Below are 18793 nucleotides of genomic sequence, written 5' to 3' on the forward strand. Positions count from 1 at the left end.
TATTTAACCGGAAAAACACCGGCTAAAGAAAAGCATCCGCTTCGCGATAAGCCTGGATTACCCTTAACTCTCCTTCTTTACCTTTGATCACATTACCATGCTCCATTCCCATCACTCCTTTGTATCCCTTTTGATAGAGATGTTTAAACAGGTTTTTATAATTAATCTCCCCGGTTCCAGGTTCATTTCTACCAGGGTTATCGCCAATCTGAAGATAAGCGATTTCATCCCAGCACCGGTCTATATTAATCATCAGATTACCTTCTGTACGCTGCATATGGTAAATATCAAAAAGGATTTTACAAGACGGACTATTCACGGCCTTACAAAGACTATAAGTTTCATGTGTCTGCTGTAAAAACAATTCGGGGGTATCACTCAGGGTTTCCACTACCATAATCAGGTTATGAGGTTCAAAGATTGCTGCCCCTGCCCGCAAAGCATCTACAACATGGGCCATCTGAATTCCATAAGGTAACTTACGCTCATAGAAACCAGGGACTACGGTCAGCCATTTTGCATTACATCGTTTCGCTGCTTCTACCGAACGCCGGCAGGTTTCTACAAAATGATCTTTAAATTCCTTTTTACCAGTAGTTAAAGAAACCTTCCAGTTATCACCTCCATCTACCACAAACACACCCATCCTCATTCCCAGCTTTGCGAGCAGATCCCCTATTTTTGTTTGTTCTGCTATCGGGCGTCCTAAAAACCCATTATCCTCTATAGATCTGAACCCCTGATCATACATATACTGAATCTGATCCAGAAAACTTTTACCTGCTTGCTGTGCAAACATACCTTCATGTGGTGCATAATCAAGGTTAAATGTTTTTCCGGTCTGAACGGCTTTGTCTGGAGCCGCAACCGAGCTTACCGCAGATCCTGTCAGTAAAGCGCCAGTTGCAATTGCACTGTTTTTTATAAACTCTATTCTATTCATAATATATATGTTAGAGGTTCTTAGTTAATTTTAATTTACAATCATTTTTTTAAATCCACTAGTCAGCGTGTCCGTTACGCTCCCATCTTTACGATGGTAAATAATATAAGCTTCCATACCTTTTCTGGCATTTACAAAAGCAAGAGCTTCTTCAATATCCATTGCCATAACTGCATTATCATAACCATCAGCAGTCAGTGCATCCTTCGCATAAATAGTCACACTGATCAGCCGGTTGTCCAGAGGATAACCAGTTTTAGGATTAATCAGATGAGATATCTTTTTCCCGCCGTTCTTCAAATACTTCCTGTAATTTCCGGAAGTAGTTACCGCACCCTCATTAAAGCTGATTACATGTCTGATCTGAGGCTCCGATTGCTCATTTAAAGCAGGTCCTTCAATACCAATCCTCATGGCCGAGCCATCTGGCTTAGGTCCTTTCATCCTGATTTCTCCACCAATTTCCACTACATAGGACGTGACTCCTTTACTGACCAGATAATTAGCTACCACATCAACGCTATAGCCCTGGGCAATCCCATTCAGGTCGATGTGTATACCCGGCTTTTTCTTCAGCAGTCTGTTTCCCTTTAGCTCAAGATAGTTCATTCCCACATTTTGCAACAGCTTCTTAATTTCAGCACTATCAGGAAAGAGATTGATGGGCTTAGGGCCAAAACCCCATGCCTGAACCAGTGGGGCAACAGTCACGTCAAACTTACCCTGGGTGTCTTTGAAGATCTCAAATGACTTATTCATGACTGCCACAAAATAAGCATCTATTGATAAACTATCCATTGAGTTATTAAACCTACTGATCAGAGAATAAGGCTTATATAAAGACATAGAAGAGTCTATTTTCAGCAAAATACTATCTACCGCAGCCTGGGTTACAACTGGTGATTCTGCAAAATATTTAATGGAATAATCAGTTCCCTGCGCATAACCATGCAGACTATATTGCTGCTGATCCTTCCCTTTTAAAAAGAAAGAGATCAGCAGTGATATAGATACAATGAAAGCTTTATTTATAAAAACCACAGCAAACTCATTAAATTACTTTGGTTTTTCCTGGCGTAGCTACGGTATATAAACCATTCGCATCGGGCATAAGCTTTGGATTAGCTGTCCAGCTCAACTGATCCGGAAACAAGCTATTATCAGCTTTTAAAGCCTCATCCCATTTAATGGTCTGCCCCGAATAAGTAGCATATCTACCTATAATAGCCGTAAAACAGCTTTTCGCCCCACGTTCTGCATCGCTGAATTTGTATTCACCTTTTGAAATCGCAGCAAATAACTCATCATGCTCGGTCTGATAGGGGTTCTTATTTCCTTTGGTCGGATGACTGAACAGTTCTTTTCCGCTATGGTCCCAAAGCACACCATGGTTTCCGGCCGATAAATAGGTACGTCCTTTAGTTCCCTGAAAGGACTCATCCACCCTGTTTTCTGTTCCTTCAAAATGACGGCACTGACTATAAATAACTGCTCCGTCTGCATAAGTCAGCTCTACGGCATGGTTATCGTAGATTTCACCATAATCTTTTCCTGTTCTCCATGCCCTGCTCCCGGTACCTTGTACCGAAACAGGATAAGCGCCTTTAACCCAGTTAGCGATATCAATATTATGAACATGCTGCTCAACAATATGGTCCCCGCACAACCAGTTAAAATAGTACCAGTTGCGCATCTGGTATTCCATCTCTGTTTGTTGCGGCTGACGTTTTTTAACCCATACCCCTCCACTGTTCCAGTATACTTGTCCACTATAGATATCACCTATAGCTCCGTCTTGTATTCGTTTCATAGTTTCTCTGTAATTGGTCTGGTATCTACGCTGTAAACCCACTACCACATTCAGTTTTTTCTGCTTCGCTATTTCAGCTGCAGCCAGCACCCTGCGAATTCCCGGAGCATCAACCGCTACAGGTTTTTCCATAAACACATGTTTCCCCTGTTTTACTGCTTCTTCAAAGTGCATAGGTCTGAACCCCGGAGGCGTCACCAGCAAAACTACATCTGCCAGGGCAATCGCTTTCTGATAAGCATCAAATCCGATAAATCTTCGTTCCTTAGGTACATCTACCTTATCTTTGAATTTATCAGAGAGTACCTTATAACTATTATCCATTCTGTCCTGGAAAGCATCGGCCATAGCCACCAGTTTGACATTTGCAGTAGTACTCAGCGCCTGAAAGGCAGCACCAGTCCCCCTGTCTCCGCAACCGATCAGGGCAATTTTAATTGTATCATCTGTCGACGAATGACCGCCGGCAAAAGCAAATTGATTTAACAATACACCTCCGGCAATCAGTGCTGAAGTTTTGATAAATTCACGGCGTTGATCACGCATTTCTTCATTGTTCATAGCAATTGGTTTATATTTAGGTTTATTTGGTTGTTTATTAATAATCAGCAATAACAGGCTGATCGTAGTAGGCATTTATCTCCGCTTTAGAGGGTGTTTTCACTGGCCTGACCAGACGCATCCCAATAAATGGAGCTTCAGGAAACCACCAGTTACTTTTCGGGATCTGTGGATCCAGTTGTTTCCAGGCCGGATCTGATGCCAGCCGGGCAGCAGAACGCAAATCCTTTGGTATATCATCATAAGAACCCCCACGGATTACATGCGCATATAACTTAGCAGGAGCAGCTACAGGATTAATCATTGTTTTTCCCGGCTGACCGGCATAAAAATCAGGTGCATACTGATCATAGGTCCATTCTCCAACGTTGCCATATAAATCGTATATACCCCACTGATTAGGCTTTTTCTGACCTACCGGATGTGTTTTGCCACCACTATTTTCTTTAAACCAGGCATAGTCACCCAAGCTGGCCTCATCCTCTCCAAAAGCATATTCCTGCTGACTTCCAGCCCGACAGGCATACTCCCATTCTGCTTCAGTTGGCAAGCGATAAAACACTCCAGTCCTGGCATATAACCATTTACAATATTGAATAGCATTATAATGAGTCATGGCCAAAGCCGGATGGTTTTCCTTCCCCATCCCAAAGGTCATATCCAGATAAGGTTTAGTGGGCCGTGTAACCGCATCTACATTAACAGGTACTGCTCCTATACTATGGGACACTTCATAATCTTTATACAGAAAAGGTTCATAGAGGTCCCAGGTCAGTTCATAAGTCCCCATCCAGAAAGCATCCAGTTTCACTTTATGCACCGGTTGTTCATCTGCTTTTCCCTTTTTACTTCCCATCAGAAACTCTCCGGCAGGTATAGCCTGCATACTGAAGAACAATTTTGTGCCTTCAATTTGTTGTACATACGACTTCTCCTGAGCGAAAGAAAGAAAATTGCCCATCAGTAGCGGAACGATCATTACTATTTTGAATTTCATTTTTAGTATCCTGGATTCTGTATCAGTTCTTTGTTTTTGAAAATTTCATCACGGCTGAATGGCCTGAAATAAGTTTTATCATCCCATTTGCGGCTTTCCTGCGCAGTCTCTGTAACAGGCGTATAAGTATAATTATAAACCGAAGCGTCATAATGGTAAGGTTCGGACATCGTCTGACCTGATTTAAATTTACCCGTCACTTTAATATAAGTAGTCTGCCGGCCCAGTGTTTCAGCTGCAATCATCCAGCGACGGGCATCGTGATAACGCTGTTCTTCATAGACCATTTCAATTCTGCGCTCATGACGGTAAACAGTCCTTAAATCGCTCTGTGATGATGCCGTAACAGCAGGCATACCGGCACGGAAGCGGATACGGTTTAACCATAACACTGCTTCACCCAGCTGGCCTGTTTCAATACTCGCTTCAATATAATTCAACACAGCTTCGGTATACCTGAAAAATGGCCAGGGAATAAACTGCGGCATCGATGCGTCTACAATATTCGGATCCGGATCTATAAATTTATGTGTATAGTAACCTGTCCAGCTTCCATTCCAGTTTTCAATAGAGCCTCCACGTGTATCCAGTCCTTTGAAACTGATTACCTGACCATTCTGGGCCAGATCGTATTCACCTGTTTGTATCTGATTGGCGGGATCTACATTACCTGAAACTTTATCACGGGGTTTCCATCCAGCGCCATCATATAATACAGTCGCATAGAAACGGGGATCGCGGTTTTGATAAGGAGCATTTTTTTGCAGCGGGTTTGTCCAGCTAAACGGAGTTCCGTCAACCATTTCATAATCATCCACCAAAAGACCAATTGGTGTATTACCAGCCCAGTTATGATAACCATTTGGCCCATTAAATCTGCCATAGCGCATATCGCTTAAGTCTATAAAATATCTGCCGAAAATCAATTCTGAAACAGCTGCGGCGTCAATACCAGGGGCTTTACTTTCACCACCCATAGCTACACTTTTATAGTTAATCCGTCCCTGATCAGCAGATTCTGGAGAGCTGAGATTCAGCTTATAACCTGCCCCCATATTCATTACTGCTTTAGCTGCATCCTGAGCCATTTTCCAGCGCGAATTACGATCACCAGACAGATAGCCAAGGTATTCCGGATTAGCATATCCGGCAATAACCGATGATTTAGCTTTAGCAGTAGGTATATCATGCAGATCGCTGGCTGCGTAAAGCAATATTCTTGATTTCAAAGCCAGTGCAGCCAATGCAGATGTCCGTCCTTTCTGTACAGCCTTCCCCGTAAGCAGTTTAGCTGCATCGTCACAATCTTTAACAATAAAATTCACACATTCCTCGAAAGTATTCCGCTTCACTGCGAAATCATCATTAAGCGTGTAAACTTTAGTGATCAGTGGCACACCACCCTGAAAACGGACCAACTGGTGATAAAAATAACCTCTTAGAAAATGTGCTTCACCCAATAACTGATCCTTCACACTCTGATCTGTAATCCCGTTATCTGTGCCAGACAATTTATCTATTGTAATATTACAGGCCCGGATGCGGTTATACATCTGACTGTAGCCCCAGGTGTCATCTACCCAGCCCAGCGTAGTCGGGTTGATCGTACCAGAATTAATTAAATCTATTCCCCGGTTAGGGTGAGTAAACAAGGATTCATCCGAAACAGAGGATAACATTTGCTCTGAAAATCCCCCATTGCTTAAACCATTGTAAATCTCTGTGACAAAAGCCCGCGCTAATGCCGGGTCTTTCCATACCAGATCGGAAGAAATTTTGTCTGGTGGCGTCACAGCCAGGAAGTCTTTCTTGCATCCACTCACACCTAAAGTACACAAGGCGAGCATAAGTATATATGTATTACTGATTATTCTTTTCATATCGATGTCTTCTAATGTCTATGAGCTTAAAAAGTTACTTTAACACCTGTGTTAATTACCCTCGCCTGTGGATAATACTGCGCACTGGAATTGGTAGATTCAGGATCCCAGATACCTATTTTATCAAATGTGAAGAGGTTTAAAGCGTTTACATAAACCCTTAATCCGTTTACTCCAGCCTTTTTACACCAGGCAGCAGGCAAAGTATAACCCAGTTCCACATTCTTTAACCTGACGTAGTTATTACTCCGTAGCCAGTAGGTATTTCTGCCAGCTATATTAAAATCAGTATAATAGGTCTGTCCGCGGTTCGATAAACGGGGAAACTCACTGCTCGGGTTATCAATACTCCAGCGGTTTTTATAAGACCACTCCAGAAAATTCCCGATATCACCAGATTCAGTCAGCCCTACAATCTGAACGCCTCCGGTAGCCCCCTGGATGAGTGCAGAGAAATCGAAGTTTTTATATTGCAGACTCAGGTTAAAACCGCCGGTAAATGTGGGTGTGCTGGTTTTATCCGATCTGATCTGGTCATTACCATCAATCTTACCATCGCCATTTACATCCATGAATTTCATATCACCAGGTCTGAGTTTACTGGTAAAGGCACTATAATCAATCTTATTGGCATCAATTTCGGCCTGGTCTTTAAATACACCTATATATTGGTAAATCAGGTCTGTACCTGTTGGCATTCCTGTAGACCGCTGCCATGCCGGAGCCCCCGGGGTTTCGTCCCAGAAAACGATCTTATTTTTAGAATATCCGCCATTTACGCTCAGTCCATACCCTAATTCTCCGATACGGTCATTATAACTCAGTTTAAATTCAAAACCTTTATTATTCACTTTACCCAGATTCACTGGTGGCAACTTGTCTGTGATCCCGGAACTACCTGGAATAGAATTACCTCTGCTAATCAGGATTTTGGTTCGTTTATTATAGAAATAATCAAATTCCAGACTCAGTTTACTATTCAGAAAGGAAGCATCCAGACCAATGTTAGCGTTATTGGCTACTTCCCAGCCAAAATCTAAATTAGGTACACGGTTCTCTGAAAGGGTCTGGCTATATTGATTATTGATGACATAATTTCCAAAACCCATGGTACTTAAATACTGGTATTCTGCCAGTGCTGAACCGAAATAAGCTTCAGCTCCCATTTGTCCCCAGGAAGCCCTGATCTTTAAGTTATTGATAAACTTAATATTGTTTTTAAAGAATGGTTCTTCAGATACACGCCATCCAGCTGAAACTCCCGGAAAGAATCCAAACCGCTTATCTTCCGGAAAAATATAAGAACCGTCCAGTCTCCATAAAAATTCAGCAATGTATTTCTCTTTATAATTATAACCAGCTCTTCCAAAATAACTTAGCCTGGCTCTATTAAATAAATTATTTGGACCATCCGTCGGATTGCCAACCGTCTGTTCTTTATCACTGCCTGCCAGTAACTCCTGTAAAGCTGTTGAAAGAAAATATCTCCTGGAAGCAGAGAAACCATCATTCGTAACTTTTTCACGGGTTACCCCGGCCATCAGGTTAAAGGTATGATCACCTATTTTTTTATCATAATTAGCCATTCCCATTAAGTTGACAGCTAACTGTGCTCCAGCCGTTTCAGATAAACTTGCATCTGTACGTGGAGACCGGACAGTTCCAGTCAGAATAGGCGTTACCCCATCCGCTTCAAAAGACTTTTTGTCCCAGTAATACAATGTCCAGGGCGTTTGCCAATTTTTTTGTCTGCCAGCAAACTTATCAATAGAAGCCGTACCCGTAATTTTCAATCCTTCAACACCAGGCACTTTAATATCTATTTTACCCGTTGACTGAAAATAATCTCTCCTGTCTCTGTTATAACCTGTCAGACTTGTGGTAATGACATAAGGGTTGTATCCAAACTCTATATCTGGTCCGGGTAAGCCATTCGGCCATACTTCCTGTTCAGTAGGTTTACCACGCATCAGCATCCTGAAAATATCACCAGCGCCTACAGTAGGATAATTACGGACTTCTTCTCTTCCTGTTACCCCAAGCGTTAAGGTTACATACTTACTTACAGCCGCTTCCAGGTTAATACGCATATCATATTGCTGATAACCCGTGGCCGATTTCTTATAATAACCATCCTGGTCGAGATACCCCAGAGATACCAGGTACTTGATATTTTCCGCTCCGCCGGTAAGCTGTAAATTATGCCTTTGCTGTGGAGACCAGGTTTTCAGGGTAGTCCCGAACCAATCTGTATTGGGATACCGCAGCGGATCAGAACCATCCCTCAGTTTCTGCATCTCATCGGGACGATAGGCAGCGGTTAACACATTTCCATTATCTGTCCGCTGATACGAACCTGTACTTTTGAATCCCTGCCAGGCTGCATTCCATTGGGATGAAGGTAAATCGGCACCAAATATGTTCAGCTCATTCAGGATCTCTGCGTACTGCGATGAACTAGCCATTTTGGGCGTACGTGTAGGTTGTTGTAACCCATAACCAAAATCATAGGAAAGCTGTGGTTTACCAGATTTACCTTGTTTAGTTGTAATCAGGATTACTCCATTGGCTGCACGGGAGCCATATATCGCGGCAGAAGCATCTTTCAGTACAGAAACACTTTCTACATCATTTGGATTAATACGTTCTAAACCACCTGCCCTGTTTGGGACACCGTCAATCACAATCAATGCATCATTATTACCTAATGAATTTACACCACGGATACGGATGGTCGAACCATCATACCCCGGTTCTCCACTGGATTGCAATGCGGTTACTCCCGGCAAACGTCCAGCCAGAGAATTAGAAAGGTTGACCGTAGGTGTTTTAGCCAGCTCCGAGCCTTTTACAGAAGCTACTGCGCCCGATACTACAGCTTTCTTCTGCGTTCCATAACCAACTACGACAATTTCGGAAAGTGCCTGGCTGTTCTCTTTCAGCTTTACATTAATCACAGTCTGGTTATCTACGGCAATTTCCTGACTGATATAACCCAGATAGGAGAATAACAATGTCCCGTTCTCGGGGACTTTAATGCTATATTTTCCGGCCAGGTCGGTCATACTGGCTGTAGTACCATCCTTTAGTTTAACACTTACACCAGGAATACCAAGGCCCTTATCATCTGTCACTGTTCCCTTAACCAGGATAAATGCTTTTTCAGGCCTGATCACGACCAGATTATCATTCATCACCTGGATTTTCATCCCCGTACCTTTTACTAAAATGTTTAAGGCATCATAGACAAAAATTCCTTTCTGAGTCAGTGTAATACTCTTATCCAGTGGAAGATCTTCTTCACTATATAACAAACGGAAATTTCCTTTATTTTCCAGGACAGACAAGGCCTCTTTTAATTTAACTTTCCGAAGATCCAGATCGATCTTTTTGTTTTGGGAGTAGCTGCTTGCAGACACCTGGGTACACAAGATAAAAGACAACACAAAAATCCAGTTTAACATTAATAATAGCTTTTTATTGGAAAAGTGGACGCATAGAACTTTATTGCACAGTCCTTTTTTTTTCATAGATTTGTGAATTTCAAAGTTAAAAATCTGATTTCCGCAGTGTTATACTGCGGCATGAAGGTTGAAAAGGGGGGAAATGTTGGCGCATTTACTCCCTTTTTTTATTAGTAGATGATCACATCATGAGCTTTAAGATTAAAGGTGAAAGGTTTAATTAACTGCATTGCCGTCAGGGCCTCTTTAATATTCTCATTTTTAAAGACACCGGTAAAACGATAAGATTTTGATTGTGCTGAGTGGAAATCGATTTTCACATTAAACCAGCGTTCAAGTCTTGGCTTCAAATCCTCAAAGGATTCATTATGAAAGACAAGCGTGTTATTTTTCCAGGAAACTTCTTCGATGTATTCGTTTCCTCCGATCCTTACGGGTGTAATATGATCGATCATCAAGGTCACATTGGTCTTAAGTACTCCGTTTTCTCCTTCTACCAGTTCAAATTTTTCGGATGGATTTAAGATGATCTTTTGCTGGGGTTGTTCGTTTACAGAAAGTTCAATAGATCCGCGTAATAAGGTCGCTACAGATTTCTTGTCAACAGGGTAAGCTTTGATATTAAATGCAGTTCCCAGCACCCGGACAGAGATCTTTTCTGTGTTTACAATAAAGGGCTGAGACTCGTGGTGGGCCACATCAAAAAAGGCCTCACCTACCAGATGTACTATACGCACATCTTTACCGGCAATATCCGAATTATAAGATAATTTACTATCTGCATTCAGCCAGACCATTGTACCATCCGGCAGTCTGATATTTTTACGCATTCCCTTACCAGCGATAAGTTGTGTATTCAGCGCATTTTTATTGATGCTGTGCAAATAAAACAAACCCATAAAAAAAAGGAAACACGCAGTCAGGGCAATAAAAGAGATTGTTTTGTAGGAATAACCATTTCTGGAAGGAATTTCCATTGCACTGTCGGTCAGCTCATTGTGATACCTGAGTTTATGACATTCATAGATCCGGTCTACATCAGGATAATCAGCAGTTATGTCTTCGGCATTCGGCCAGAGTTGTTTCAGAATTTCTTCGTAATAAACAGAATCCGGATAACGGGCTATAAGCTCATTAAGCTCTTCCAATTCACGTTGGGTAGCTTCACCAGCCATTTTACGGGCTAATAATTCTATAACTCTGCTTCTTTCCATAAGGACGGACGTACTGATTTTATATTGGTTAGTGTATATAAGACAATATATAATCAGAAACTCCCTAGTCCCGATGAAAAAAAATTAACACATTACATCAGATTAAATTCTACTTTAAGGACAGCGGTTAATTTTTTAACGGCAGTTACCAGATGTGCATCTACTGTTTTTGTAGAAATATTAAGGATAGTGGCTGTTTCTTTATAACTCAGCCCATCTTCTTTGATCAGTTTAAAAACCAGTTTACATCTGCTGGGTAATGCATGAGTAGCTTGTTCCAGTTTCTTTTTCAGTTCATCATTAATTAATAATTGTTCCGGATCAAGCGTATCCAGTACCAGCTGAACATCAATATCTTCCAGAAAAACCAACTCTTTTTTCGAGGTCTTATTAATCGCGTTCAAACAAAGATTACGTGCAATAACAAATGAATAAACTTTTATATTTTGTATTTCAGGAAGCTTAATCCTGTTCTTCCAGAGTGTGATCATCACATCATTAGCAATTTCTTCTGCCTGTTCCCTGGATTTCAGTAAACAGTAGCAAAAGCGATATAAGGCAGGAAATAGATACTTAAAAAGCTTCTCATATGCATTTTCGCTATTGTATAGCGCTATATCACAGATCAGGTTCGTTAAGTCTGGTGAAGGTTTAGGCATCAGGATATATTTGGTTAATTCAAATTTAACAATTTAACCATACCATCCAAGTCTCTGTGCCAAACAAGTATTACATAGTGCTTAACCCTTTTATCAATTATAACACGGCTCTTTAAATTCGGATGAATTAGTACGCTGATTAAGCCTGTGCCCGGCACTTTCAAAATAATAAAAAAACATAGCTTTAACATCCTGGCTCATAGGATATATACCCTCAATCCACGAAGTCAGGTTCATTTTATCAACACCTGTATCCCGCTGAAGGTCTGTAATGGTAACCCCCGTCTGGGTCATTTTATCATTCACCCATTCCGGCCCTACATCATCGACGACTGCTGGTATATACGATATAGGATGAACAGTGACAGGTATATCTGTCATAAATCTTTGAAATAGTTCCTGGGTAACCGTGATGAGCTTTGGGATTTCTGCATAATTACCGGATCTGCATTTCCATTGCCGGGTTTTAATCTTTAATGCTGTAGGTTTGGCTGAAAGTATCTCGAAACTAATATTTAGCTGAATCAAATATTGTTTGGCCCCCTCTTCCAGTCTTAACAGATCTATATGCTGAACAATACCCAGTAACTTATAAATATTCTTAATTATTTCCATTTTCCAACTCCCAAAGGGTTTATGACAAGCCCAGGCTCCCCCTTAAACACTCTGTTTACAACAAAAAACCCATTTTCTTTGATATTCGTGGCCGAATTTTAAATATAAATATTCTTTTATTTACACTAGAAATTAATTTTAATTAATAGCAATAAAACCACCAGGCTATTCTAAAACAGCTCCATCTGCTTTTTGTTTTAGTCTTTTTAAACCGGTTTAGTCTTAAAAAGACATTCGACCAGCCAAAAACATCAGATTATATTTTTCTCCGGCTAACTTACAGATAATCTTTTTCTTATCAGAGATATCAATTGATAATTTCATTAATTAAATAATATTTAAATAATATAACTTTAATACGACATCAGTCTCTTTACCTAAATATTAAATCAATCTATGAAAATCAAAAATCTACTATTTGCCAGCTGTATATCACTGGCATTTGCCTCATGCTCAAAAGACGCTATGCAGGAACCAGTTCCGGTAAAACCCAACCAGTCGGCTTTAAGCAGCAGACAAAATGCAGCTGTACAGGCAGCTACTGTAATTACCGAAGATTTCGAAACAGGTAGTAAAAGCGCGTATGCTGCCGCAGATATTACGCTGAGTACCGGCTCCTGGAATCTTGACGATGCGCTGATCGGATCAACTGCATCTGATGTGAAATCAGGCACAAAATCGGTTCGTATCCGTAATACGGGTACACTGAGTATGAACTTTAATGTAAGCAACCCGACTTCAGTAAACATTAAACATGCTGTTTATGGAAGTGACAATTCATCTACCTGGCAATTATGGGTATCAAATGATAATGGTTCTACCTATGCACAGACAGGCTCTACGATTACTACTTCTTCCAGCCAGCTGACTACAGCAACTTTCGCCATCAGTGCAACTGGTAACCTGACTTTTCAGGTACGTAAAGTATCAGGTGGTACCAACCGTATTAACATTGATGATATCAGTTTTAGTACAGGTGGCGGTACGGTCCCTCCTGATCCGGGAACCGGCGGAACCCCTGGTAATACCACAGACAATAATAACTTATTGCTGGGAAACCCGACCAATGCACAACCAAGCATTAACTCGGCTGCCAATTATCTGATGGACCAGACGTATTATACTGAATCGTATAATAGAGATAAAGGAACTCCAAACTGGGTATCATGGCATATCAGCAGCACTGATCTGGGCAGTTCTTCAAGAGCTAACAATTTCAGGGCAGATATCAATTTACCTTCGGGATGGTACCAGGTAAGTAACACCAGCTATTCAGGTTCAGGATTTGACCGTGGTCACAATTGCCCTTCAGGTGACAGAACCTCGGATAATACAGCGAACTCTTCTACATTTTTAATGACCAATATGATTCCGCAGGCCCCTAAAAATAATCAGCAGACATGGGCAGGCCTGGAAAACTACGTTCGTACCCTGGTACAGGCTGGCAGCGAAGTTTATGTGGTGATGGGTTCTTATGGCTCAGGAGGCACAGGAACAAACGGATATCAGACAACTATTGATGGTGGAAATGTCAATGTACCTTCACATATCTGGAAAGTTGTTGTAGTTCTTCCAAATGGTAATAATGATCTTTCCCGTATCTCCACTTCAACCCGTGTAATAGCTGTGGATACACCTAATGATCAGACTACTGTCAGCACAGACTGGAAACAATACCTGACCACAGTAAAATCTATTGAAGCTGCATCAGGTGTCAATCTGATGTCGAATGTAAGTCAGAGTATACAGGACGTACTTAAAAGCCGTACAGATCAGGGTAGCTAAACCCTGTAAAACAGGATGCTGTTTATACAGGTAGCATCCTGTTTTATTCTTTGATCAATGAAGTTGATGAATTCCAGCCATAATCATCATCAATTAATACTTTAAACTCAGGATTGGCTTCTTTAATGAAATCAAAACGATAGTAAACTTCTTCGGTATCCGAATCAAACTCTGCCGACCAGCCTATACAAACCTGGAAATGTAATACATAAGTACCTTCCTCCAGGACAAAATCACTGGCTGTATTTACAGGATAGAACCTGCTCCTCTTTTTTTCTCTTTCCAGATCTACAGTTACATTCCTCGTTAAGAATATAATTTCTGAAACTGTACTGATACAACATTCATTAAGATCTGTTATTTCAAATGGGATTAAAGCTGAACGTTGGGAATTCTGATCAATATGGATCGTATCAGCTTCTTTAATCAAAAAAAAGGCATTGAAACTACCCTCGACCAAAGGATCCAGAACAATATAACCTGGATGCCATATCATCCCCATTTCCCTGTTTTTAGCAGTCCATTGTTCAAATTCCGGCTTCTTTCCAGCAGACCTGATCACAATTTGATTTTGAGACACAAATGTTCTGACAGCAATCATGTTTTAGCTTTATAGTTGTTATTACAATAGTAGTGCCTGATTTCAATTTAACTGGATAATCACATCATATTAAAGATATTTACAGCGACAATAATACTAATATATTTAGTAAAACACTTGTCATACCGTCTTTTTTTAGCATACATTTGTACGATACTAAAACAGTTTATGTCCGAAAAACACATCATCCATATGGATCTGGATTCCTTCTTCGTCTCGGTTGAAGTGCGTAAAGACCCTACCCTGGCCGGCAAACCTGTAATTATAGGTGGAACCTCCGATCGTGGTGTTGTGGCTTCATGCAGTTATGAGGCCAGGAAATTTGGTGTCCATGCGGCAATGTCTTCGCGGATGGCGAAAATGCTCTGTCCTCATGCAATTTTTATCCGGGGTAATATGGATGCTTATTCGGAAGCCTCACAAGAGATCACAACCATTTTAAGAGAACGTGTTCCCCTGATCGAAAAAGCCAGTATCGATGAGCATTATATAGATATGACGGGCATGGATCGTTTTCATGGCACCCTGTTATATGCCCACGAACTCCGTCAGACAGTTATCCGGGAAACCCACCTCCCTATCTCATTCGGGTTGTCAGTGAACAAAACAGTTTCCAAAATGGCTACCAATGAATGTAAGCCTAACGGCGAGCTCAATATAGAACAACAGGAAGTACAACCATTCCTGAACCCACTTTCGATTAAAAAAATTCCGGGACTGGGTGAAAAGACCTTTATCAAACTCAGTGATATGGGGATTAAAAAGATTTTCACGCTGACCCAGATTCACCCTGATCAGATGTATACCCTGCTGGGTAAAAATGGCTTGTCCCTGTTGCAAAAAGCGAAAGGCATTGACCAGTCACCAGTTGTCCCCTATCAGGAACAAAAGAGTATAGGCACCCAATGTACTTTTAAGGCCGATACAATTGATGTCGGAACCATTAATAACCTCATTACTTCGATGGTTATGGACCTGGCTTTCGAACTCCGGCAGAAAAAGAAGCTGACCGCCTGTATTACTGTAACTATCCGCTATTCCAATTTCGAAGATGTGACCAGGCAGGCCGCTATTTCTTATACCTCAATGGATACTGTCCTGATCCGTAAAGCCAAAGATTTGTTTCAGCAGCTTTATCAGAAACGGATGCTGATCCGCCTGGTCGGGGTACGCCTGTCCAGCCTGGTTAATGGTTTCGAACAGATTGATCTTTATGATGCTTCGCAGGAACAGTACAATTTATGCCAGGCCATGGACAAAATCCGTCAGCGGTTTGGACAAAAGTCAATTACCATGGCATCAGCTTTAAACATCAATCTTTAAACCGATGTACCTGAACGTCCACTCCCATTATAGCCTGCGTTATGGCACCCTGTCTATCCCCAAACTGATAGAAGAAGCCATGATGCAGGGAATCACCCAGATGGTCCTGACCGATCTGAATAATTCGACCGGGGTAATGGAATTCTGGAGGGAATGTAACAGCAAAGGGATTAAACCTATCGGAGGAATGGAATTCCGCAGAGATAAACGACTCCTTTATATTGGTATTGCCAGGAACAGGGAAGGCATGCGTGAACTGAATGAATTCCTGACAGACCATAACCTGGCACAAAAAGAACTCCCTGATCAGCCCCCTGTATTTAAAGATTGTTTTATCGTTTATCCCTACACCTCCCGGCAGGAATTGCGGGAATATGAATACCTGGGGATACGTTTTGATGAACTGCACCTGCTTTACGGTAAAGATCTGACCACAATTAAACATAAGCTGGTAGTTTTACAGCCCGTGGTCTTCACCGAAAGAATCGGATACCGGTTGCATGAGTACCTGCGGAGTGTTGACCTGAATACTGTTTTAAGTAAAATAAGTACACAGGACAAATGTACCCCAACAGATACCTTTCTGCCACCAGGCGAACTGGAAGCCAGGTTCAGCAAGTACCCCTTTATTCTGGATAATACCCGTCAGCTGATGAACAATTGTGTGATGGACTATGAACAGCGGAAAATGAACAGGAAGACTTTTACCGGGAGCAAAACCGCAGACAGAGAATTACTGGAAAAACTAACCATGAGGGGCATGACGGAGCGTTATGGCCGGGATCACAAAGAAGCCCTGGATAAAGTACACAAAGAACTTAAAGTGATTTCTGATCTTGATTTCTGTGCCTATTTCCTGATTACCTGGGATATTATCCGCTATGCGATGAGCCAGGGTTATTACCATGTCGGCCGGGGTTCTGGCGCCAACAGTACGGTATCTTACTGCATGAGAATCACAGATGTTGACCCACTTGAGCTAGACCTTTACTTTGAGCGTTTTCTCAATGCCGAACGGACTTCCCCACCCGACTTTGATATTGATTTCTCCTGGGATGAACGGGAAGATGTACAGGACTATATCTTCAAACGTTACGGCGCAAGACACACCGCCCTGCTAGGTACAATGTCTACCTTTAAAGACCGTTCTGTCATCCGTGAAATAGGGAAAGTTATGGGTTTACCTAAAGCAGAAATCGATAGTTATACCGACCGTACACAAGATAGTTCCAACCGGGACAACCCTACTTTCAAAAAGATACTGGCTGTTTTTGAACTGATGGGTAATATGCCTAACCAGCGAAGTATTCATGCAGGAGGAGTACTGATCTCGGAAGAACCAATTACGTATTATACAGCACTCGATTTACCGCCTAAAGGTATGCCTACCGTACAATGGGATATGTACGAAGCAGAGCTGATTGGCTATGACAAATATGATATTTTAAGTCAGCGTGGCATCGGTCATATCAAAGAGGCGGTCAGACTGGTTGCCGAAAACAAGCAGTTGAAAATCAATATCCACCAGGTCAGGGTATTTATGAAAGATCCTCTGCTTAATGAGCGTTTACAATCGGGTAATACTATCGGGTGTTTTTATATTGAGTCTCCCGCTATGCGCCAGCTCCTCACTAAACTCAGATGTGATAACTATCTTACCCTGGTTGCCGCAAGTTCGATCATTCGTCCCGGAGTAGCACAATCCGGTATGATGAAGACCTACATCCAGAACTATCATCGCCCACAGGAGGTCAAATATCTCCACCCGGTAATGGAAGAGCAGATGAAAGAAACCTATGGGGTAATGGTTTACCAGGAAGATGTAATCAAAGTCTGCATCCATTATGGTGGTATGGATGGTACTGATGCCGATATTCTGCGAAGGGGCATGAGTGGTAAATACCGGTCCCGGATGGAATTTGATAAACTGGTAGAGAAATTCTTCGAAGGATCGAAAAAACTTGGCCGCGAGGAAGCCATCACCCAGGAAGTATGGAGACAGGTCTCTTCTTTTGCCGGTTATAGCTTTTCCAAAGCGCATTCCGCCAGTTTTGCAGTAGAAAGTTACCAGAGCCTGTATTTAAAGACTTATTATCCAATGGAATTTATGGTTGCTGTACTCAATAATTACGGTGGATTCTATACCCGCTGGTTATATATCCATGAACTTAAGCAAGCGGGAGCTACTGTACATTTGCCCTGCGTCAACCGGAGTACACCAATTGTTTCCATTAAAGGAACCGATGCTTACCTGGGTTTCATCGGTATCCAGGGATTGACCACGAAACTGATGGAACTGATCCCTGAAGAACGAAAGAAAAACGGAGACTACCTCGACCTGGAAGATTTTGTCAAACGTACAGCCATCAGCCTGGAGCAGACTATTATCCTGATCCGGACCGGTGCCCTGCGTTTTACCGGCCGGAGTAAAAAAGAATTGCTCTGGGACATCCATTCCATGTTAGGTACAAAGATGAAACCAGTTCATCATGCAGAATTGTTTCGTACAGCACCCCGGCATTATCAGCTCCCCGAACTAATCAGTACCAGACTGGAAGATGCTTATCATGAACTGGAGCTATTGGGTTATCCCTTAAGTCTTTCTTATTTCGATCTGCTGCAAACCAGTTATCGTGGTGATATCCGGACTAAAGGGCTAATCAATTATGTAGGGCGGACTGTTAAAATGGTCGGTTTGTATGTCTGTGAGAAAACAGTACATACCAAAAACAATAAAAAGATGTGGTTTGGTACTTTCCTGGATGCTGATGGGAATTTCTTTGACACTACTCATTTTCCAAACAACACCCCTGCTTATCCTTTCCGCGGAACAGGCTGTTACCTGATCCTGGGCAAAGTAGTCGAAGATTTTGGTTTTCCAAGTATAGAGGTCATCAGATTCGCGAAACTGCCTATCCAGGAAAACCCAGTCCTTCAATAA

At 41.8% G+C, this 18793-nt stretch carries 13 protein-coding genes; 3 read left to right on the top strand and 10 right to left on the bottom strand.

The genetic code is table 11. The annotated features are described in order from the left end of the window. Window positions 1-22: 22 nt before the first annotated feature. The 9 genes from HDF25_RS04120 to HDF25_RS04160 all read right to left on the bottom strand — a co-directional run bounded on the left by HDF25_RS04120 (window position 23) and on the right by HDF25_RS04160 (window position 12143). The gene (locus HDF25_RS04120; protein ID WP_184623062.1) at window positions 23-943 is read right to left on the bottom strand and encodes a hydroxypyruvate isomerase family protein; all 921 of its coding nucleotides are present in this window, start codon (window positions 941-943) and stop codon (window positions 23-25) included. Between the two features lie 30 nt (window positions 944-973). Further along, window positions 974-1984, bottom strand: a complete 1011-nt coding sequence (locus HDF25_RS04125) for an FAD:protein FMN transferase (RefSeq protein ID WP_317618181.1) — start codon at window positions 1982-1984, stop codon at window positions 974-976. Between the two features lie 10 nt (window positions 1985-1994). Further along, window positions 1995-3314, bottom strand: a complete 1320-nt coding sequence (locus tag HDF25_RS04130; protein ID WP_184623512.1) for a Gfo/Idh/MocA family protein — start codon at window positions 3312-3314, stop codon at window positions 1995-1997. A 37-nt stretch (window positions 3315-3351) separates the two neighbouring features. Further along, window positions 3352-4311: a formylglycine-generating enzyme family protein gene (locus tag HDF25_RS04135; RefSeq protein ID WP_184623064.1), complete on the bottom strand. Its 960-nt coding sequence runs from the start codon at window positions 4309-4311 to the stop codon at window positions 3352-3354. Window positions 4312-4313: 2 nt separating this feature from the next. Next, window positions 4314-6191, bottom strand: a complete 1878-nt coding sequence (locus HDF25_RS04140; protein ID WP_184623066.1) for a RagB/SusD family nutrient uptake outer membrane protein — start codon at window positions 6189-6191, stop codon at window positions 4314-4316. A gap of 26 nt (window positions 6192-6217) precedes the next feature. Next, the gene (locus HDF25_RS04145) at window positions 6218-9655 is read right to left on the bottom strand and encodes a SusC/RagA family TonB-linked outer membrane protein (RefSeq protein ID WP_184623068.1); all 3438 of its coding nucleotides are present in this window, start codon (window positions 9653-9655) and stop codon (window positions 6218-6220) included. A 170-nt stretch (window positions 9656-9825) separates the two neighbouring features. Next, the gene (locus HDF25_RS04150) at window positions 9826-10869 is read right to left on the bottom strand and encodes a FecR family protein (protein ID WP_184623070.1); all 1044 of its coding nucleotides are present in this window, start codon (window positions 10867-10869) and stop codon (window positions 9826-9828) included. A 92-nt stretch (window positions 10870-10961) separates the two neighbouring features. After that, complete coding sequence (locus tag HDF25_RS04155; protein ID WP_184623071.1) at window positions 10962-11528, bottom strand: RNA polymerase sigma factor; 567 nt, start codon at window positions 11526-11528, stop codon at window positions 10962-10964. Between the two features lie 93 nt (window positions 11529-11621). Then, window positions 11622-12143 (bottom strand): hypothetical protein, encoded by a 522-nt coding sequence (locus HDF25_RS04160; protein WP_184623073.1) that lies wholly within the window; start codon window positions 12141-12143, stop codon window positions 11622-11624. 396 nt (window positions 12144-12539) lie between these two features. On the opposite strand from HDF25_RS04160, the gene HDF25_RS04165 reads away from it, so the two are divergent. Further along, entirely contained in the window at window positions 12540-13928 is a 1389-nt protein-coding gene (locus HDF25_RS04165; protein ID WP_184623075.1) for a DNA/RNA non-specific endonuclease, read from the top strand. 43 nt (window positions 13929-13971) lie between these two features. Here the strand turns inward: HDF25_RS04165 and comJ are convergent, their stop codons facing one another. Then, window positions 13972-14529, bottom strand: coding sequence for a competence protein ComJ (comJ, locus tag HDF25_RS04170; protein ID WP_184623078.1), 558 nt, complete (start codon window positions 14527-14529; stop codon window positions 13972-13974). A gap of 168 nt (window positions 14530-14697) precedes the next feature. Here comJ and dinB point away from each other — a divergent pair, with 168 nt between their 5' ends. Both dinB and HDF25_RS04180 read left to right on the top strand, forming a co-directional pair. Continuing rightward, window positions 14698-15852 (top strand): DNA polymerase IV, encoded by a 1155-nt coding sequence (gene dinB, locus HDF25_RS04175; RefSeq protein WP_184623081.1) that lies wholly within the window; start codon window positions 14698-14700, stop codon window positions 15850-15852. A 4-nt stretch (window positions 15853-15856) separates the two neighbouring features. Further along, window positions 15857-18793: a DNA polymerase III subunit alpha gene (locus HDF25_RS04180; RefSeq protein ID WP_184623083.1), complete on the top strand. Its 2937-nt coding sequence runs from the start codon at window positions 15857-15859 to the stop codon at window positions 18791-18793.

It is taken from the genome of Pedobacter cryoconitis, assembly GCF_014207135.1.
Taxonomy (GTDB): domain Bacteria; phylum Bacteroidota; class Bacteroidia; order Sphingobacteriales; family Sphingobacteriaceae; genus Pedobacter; species Pedobacter cryoconitis_D.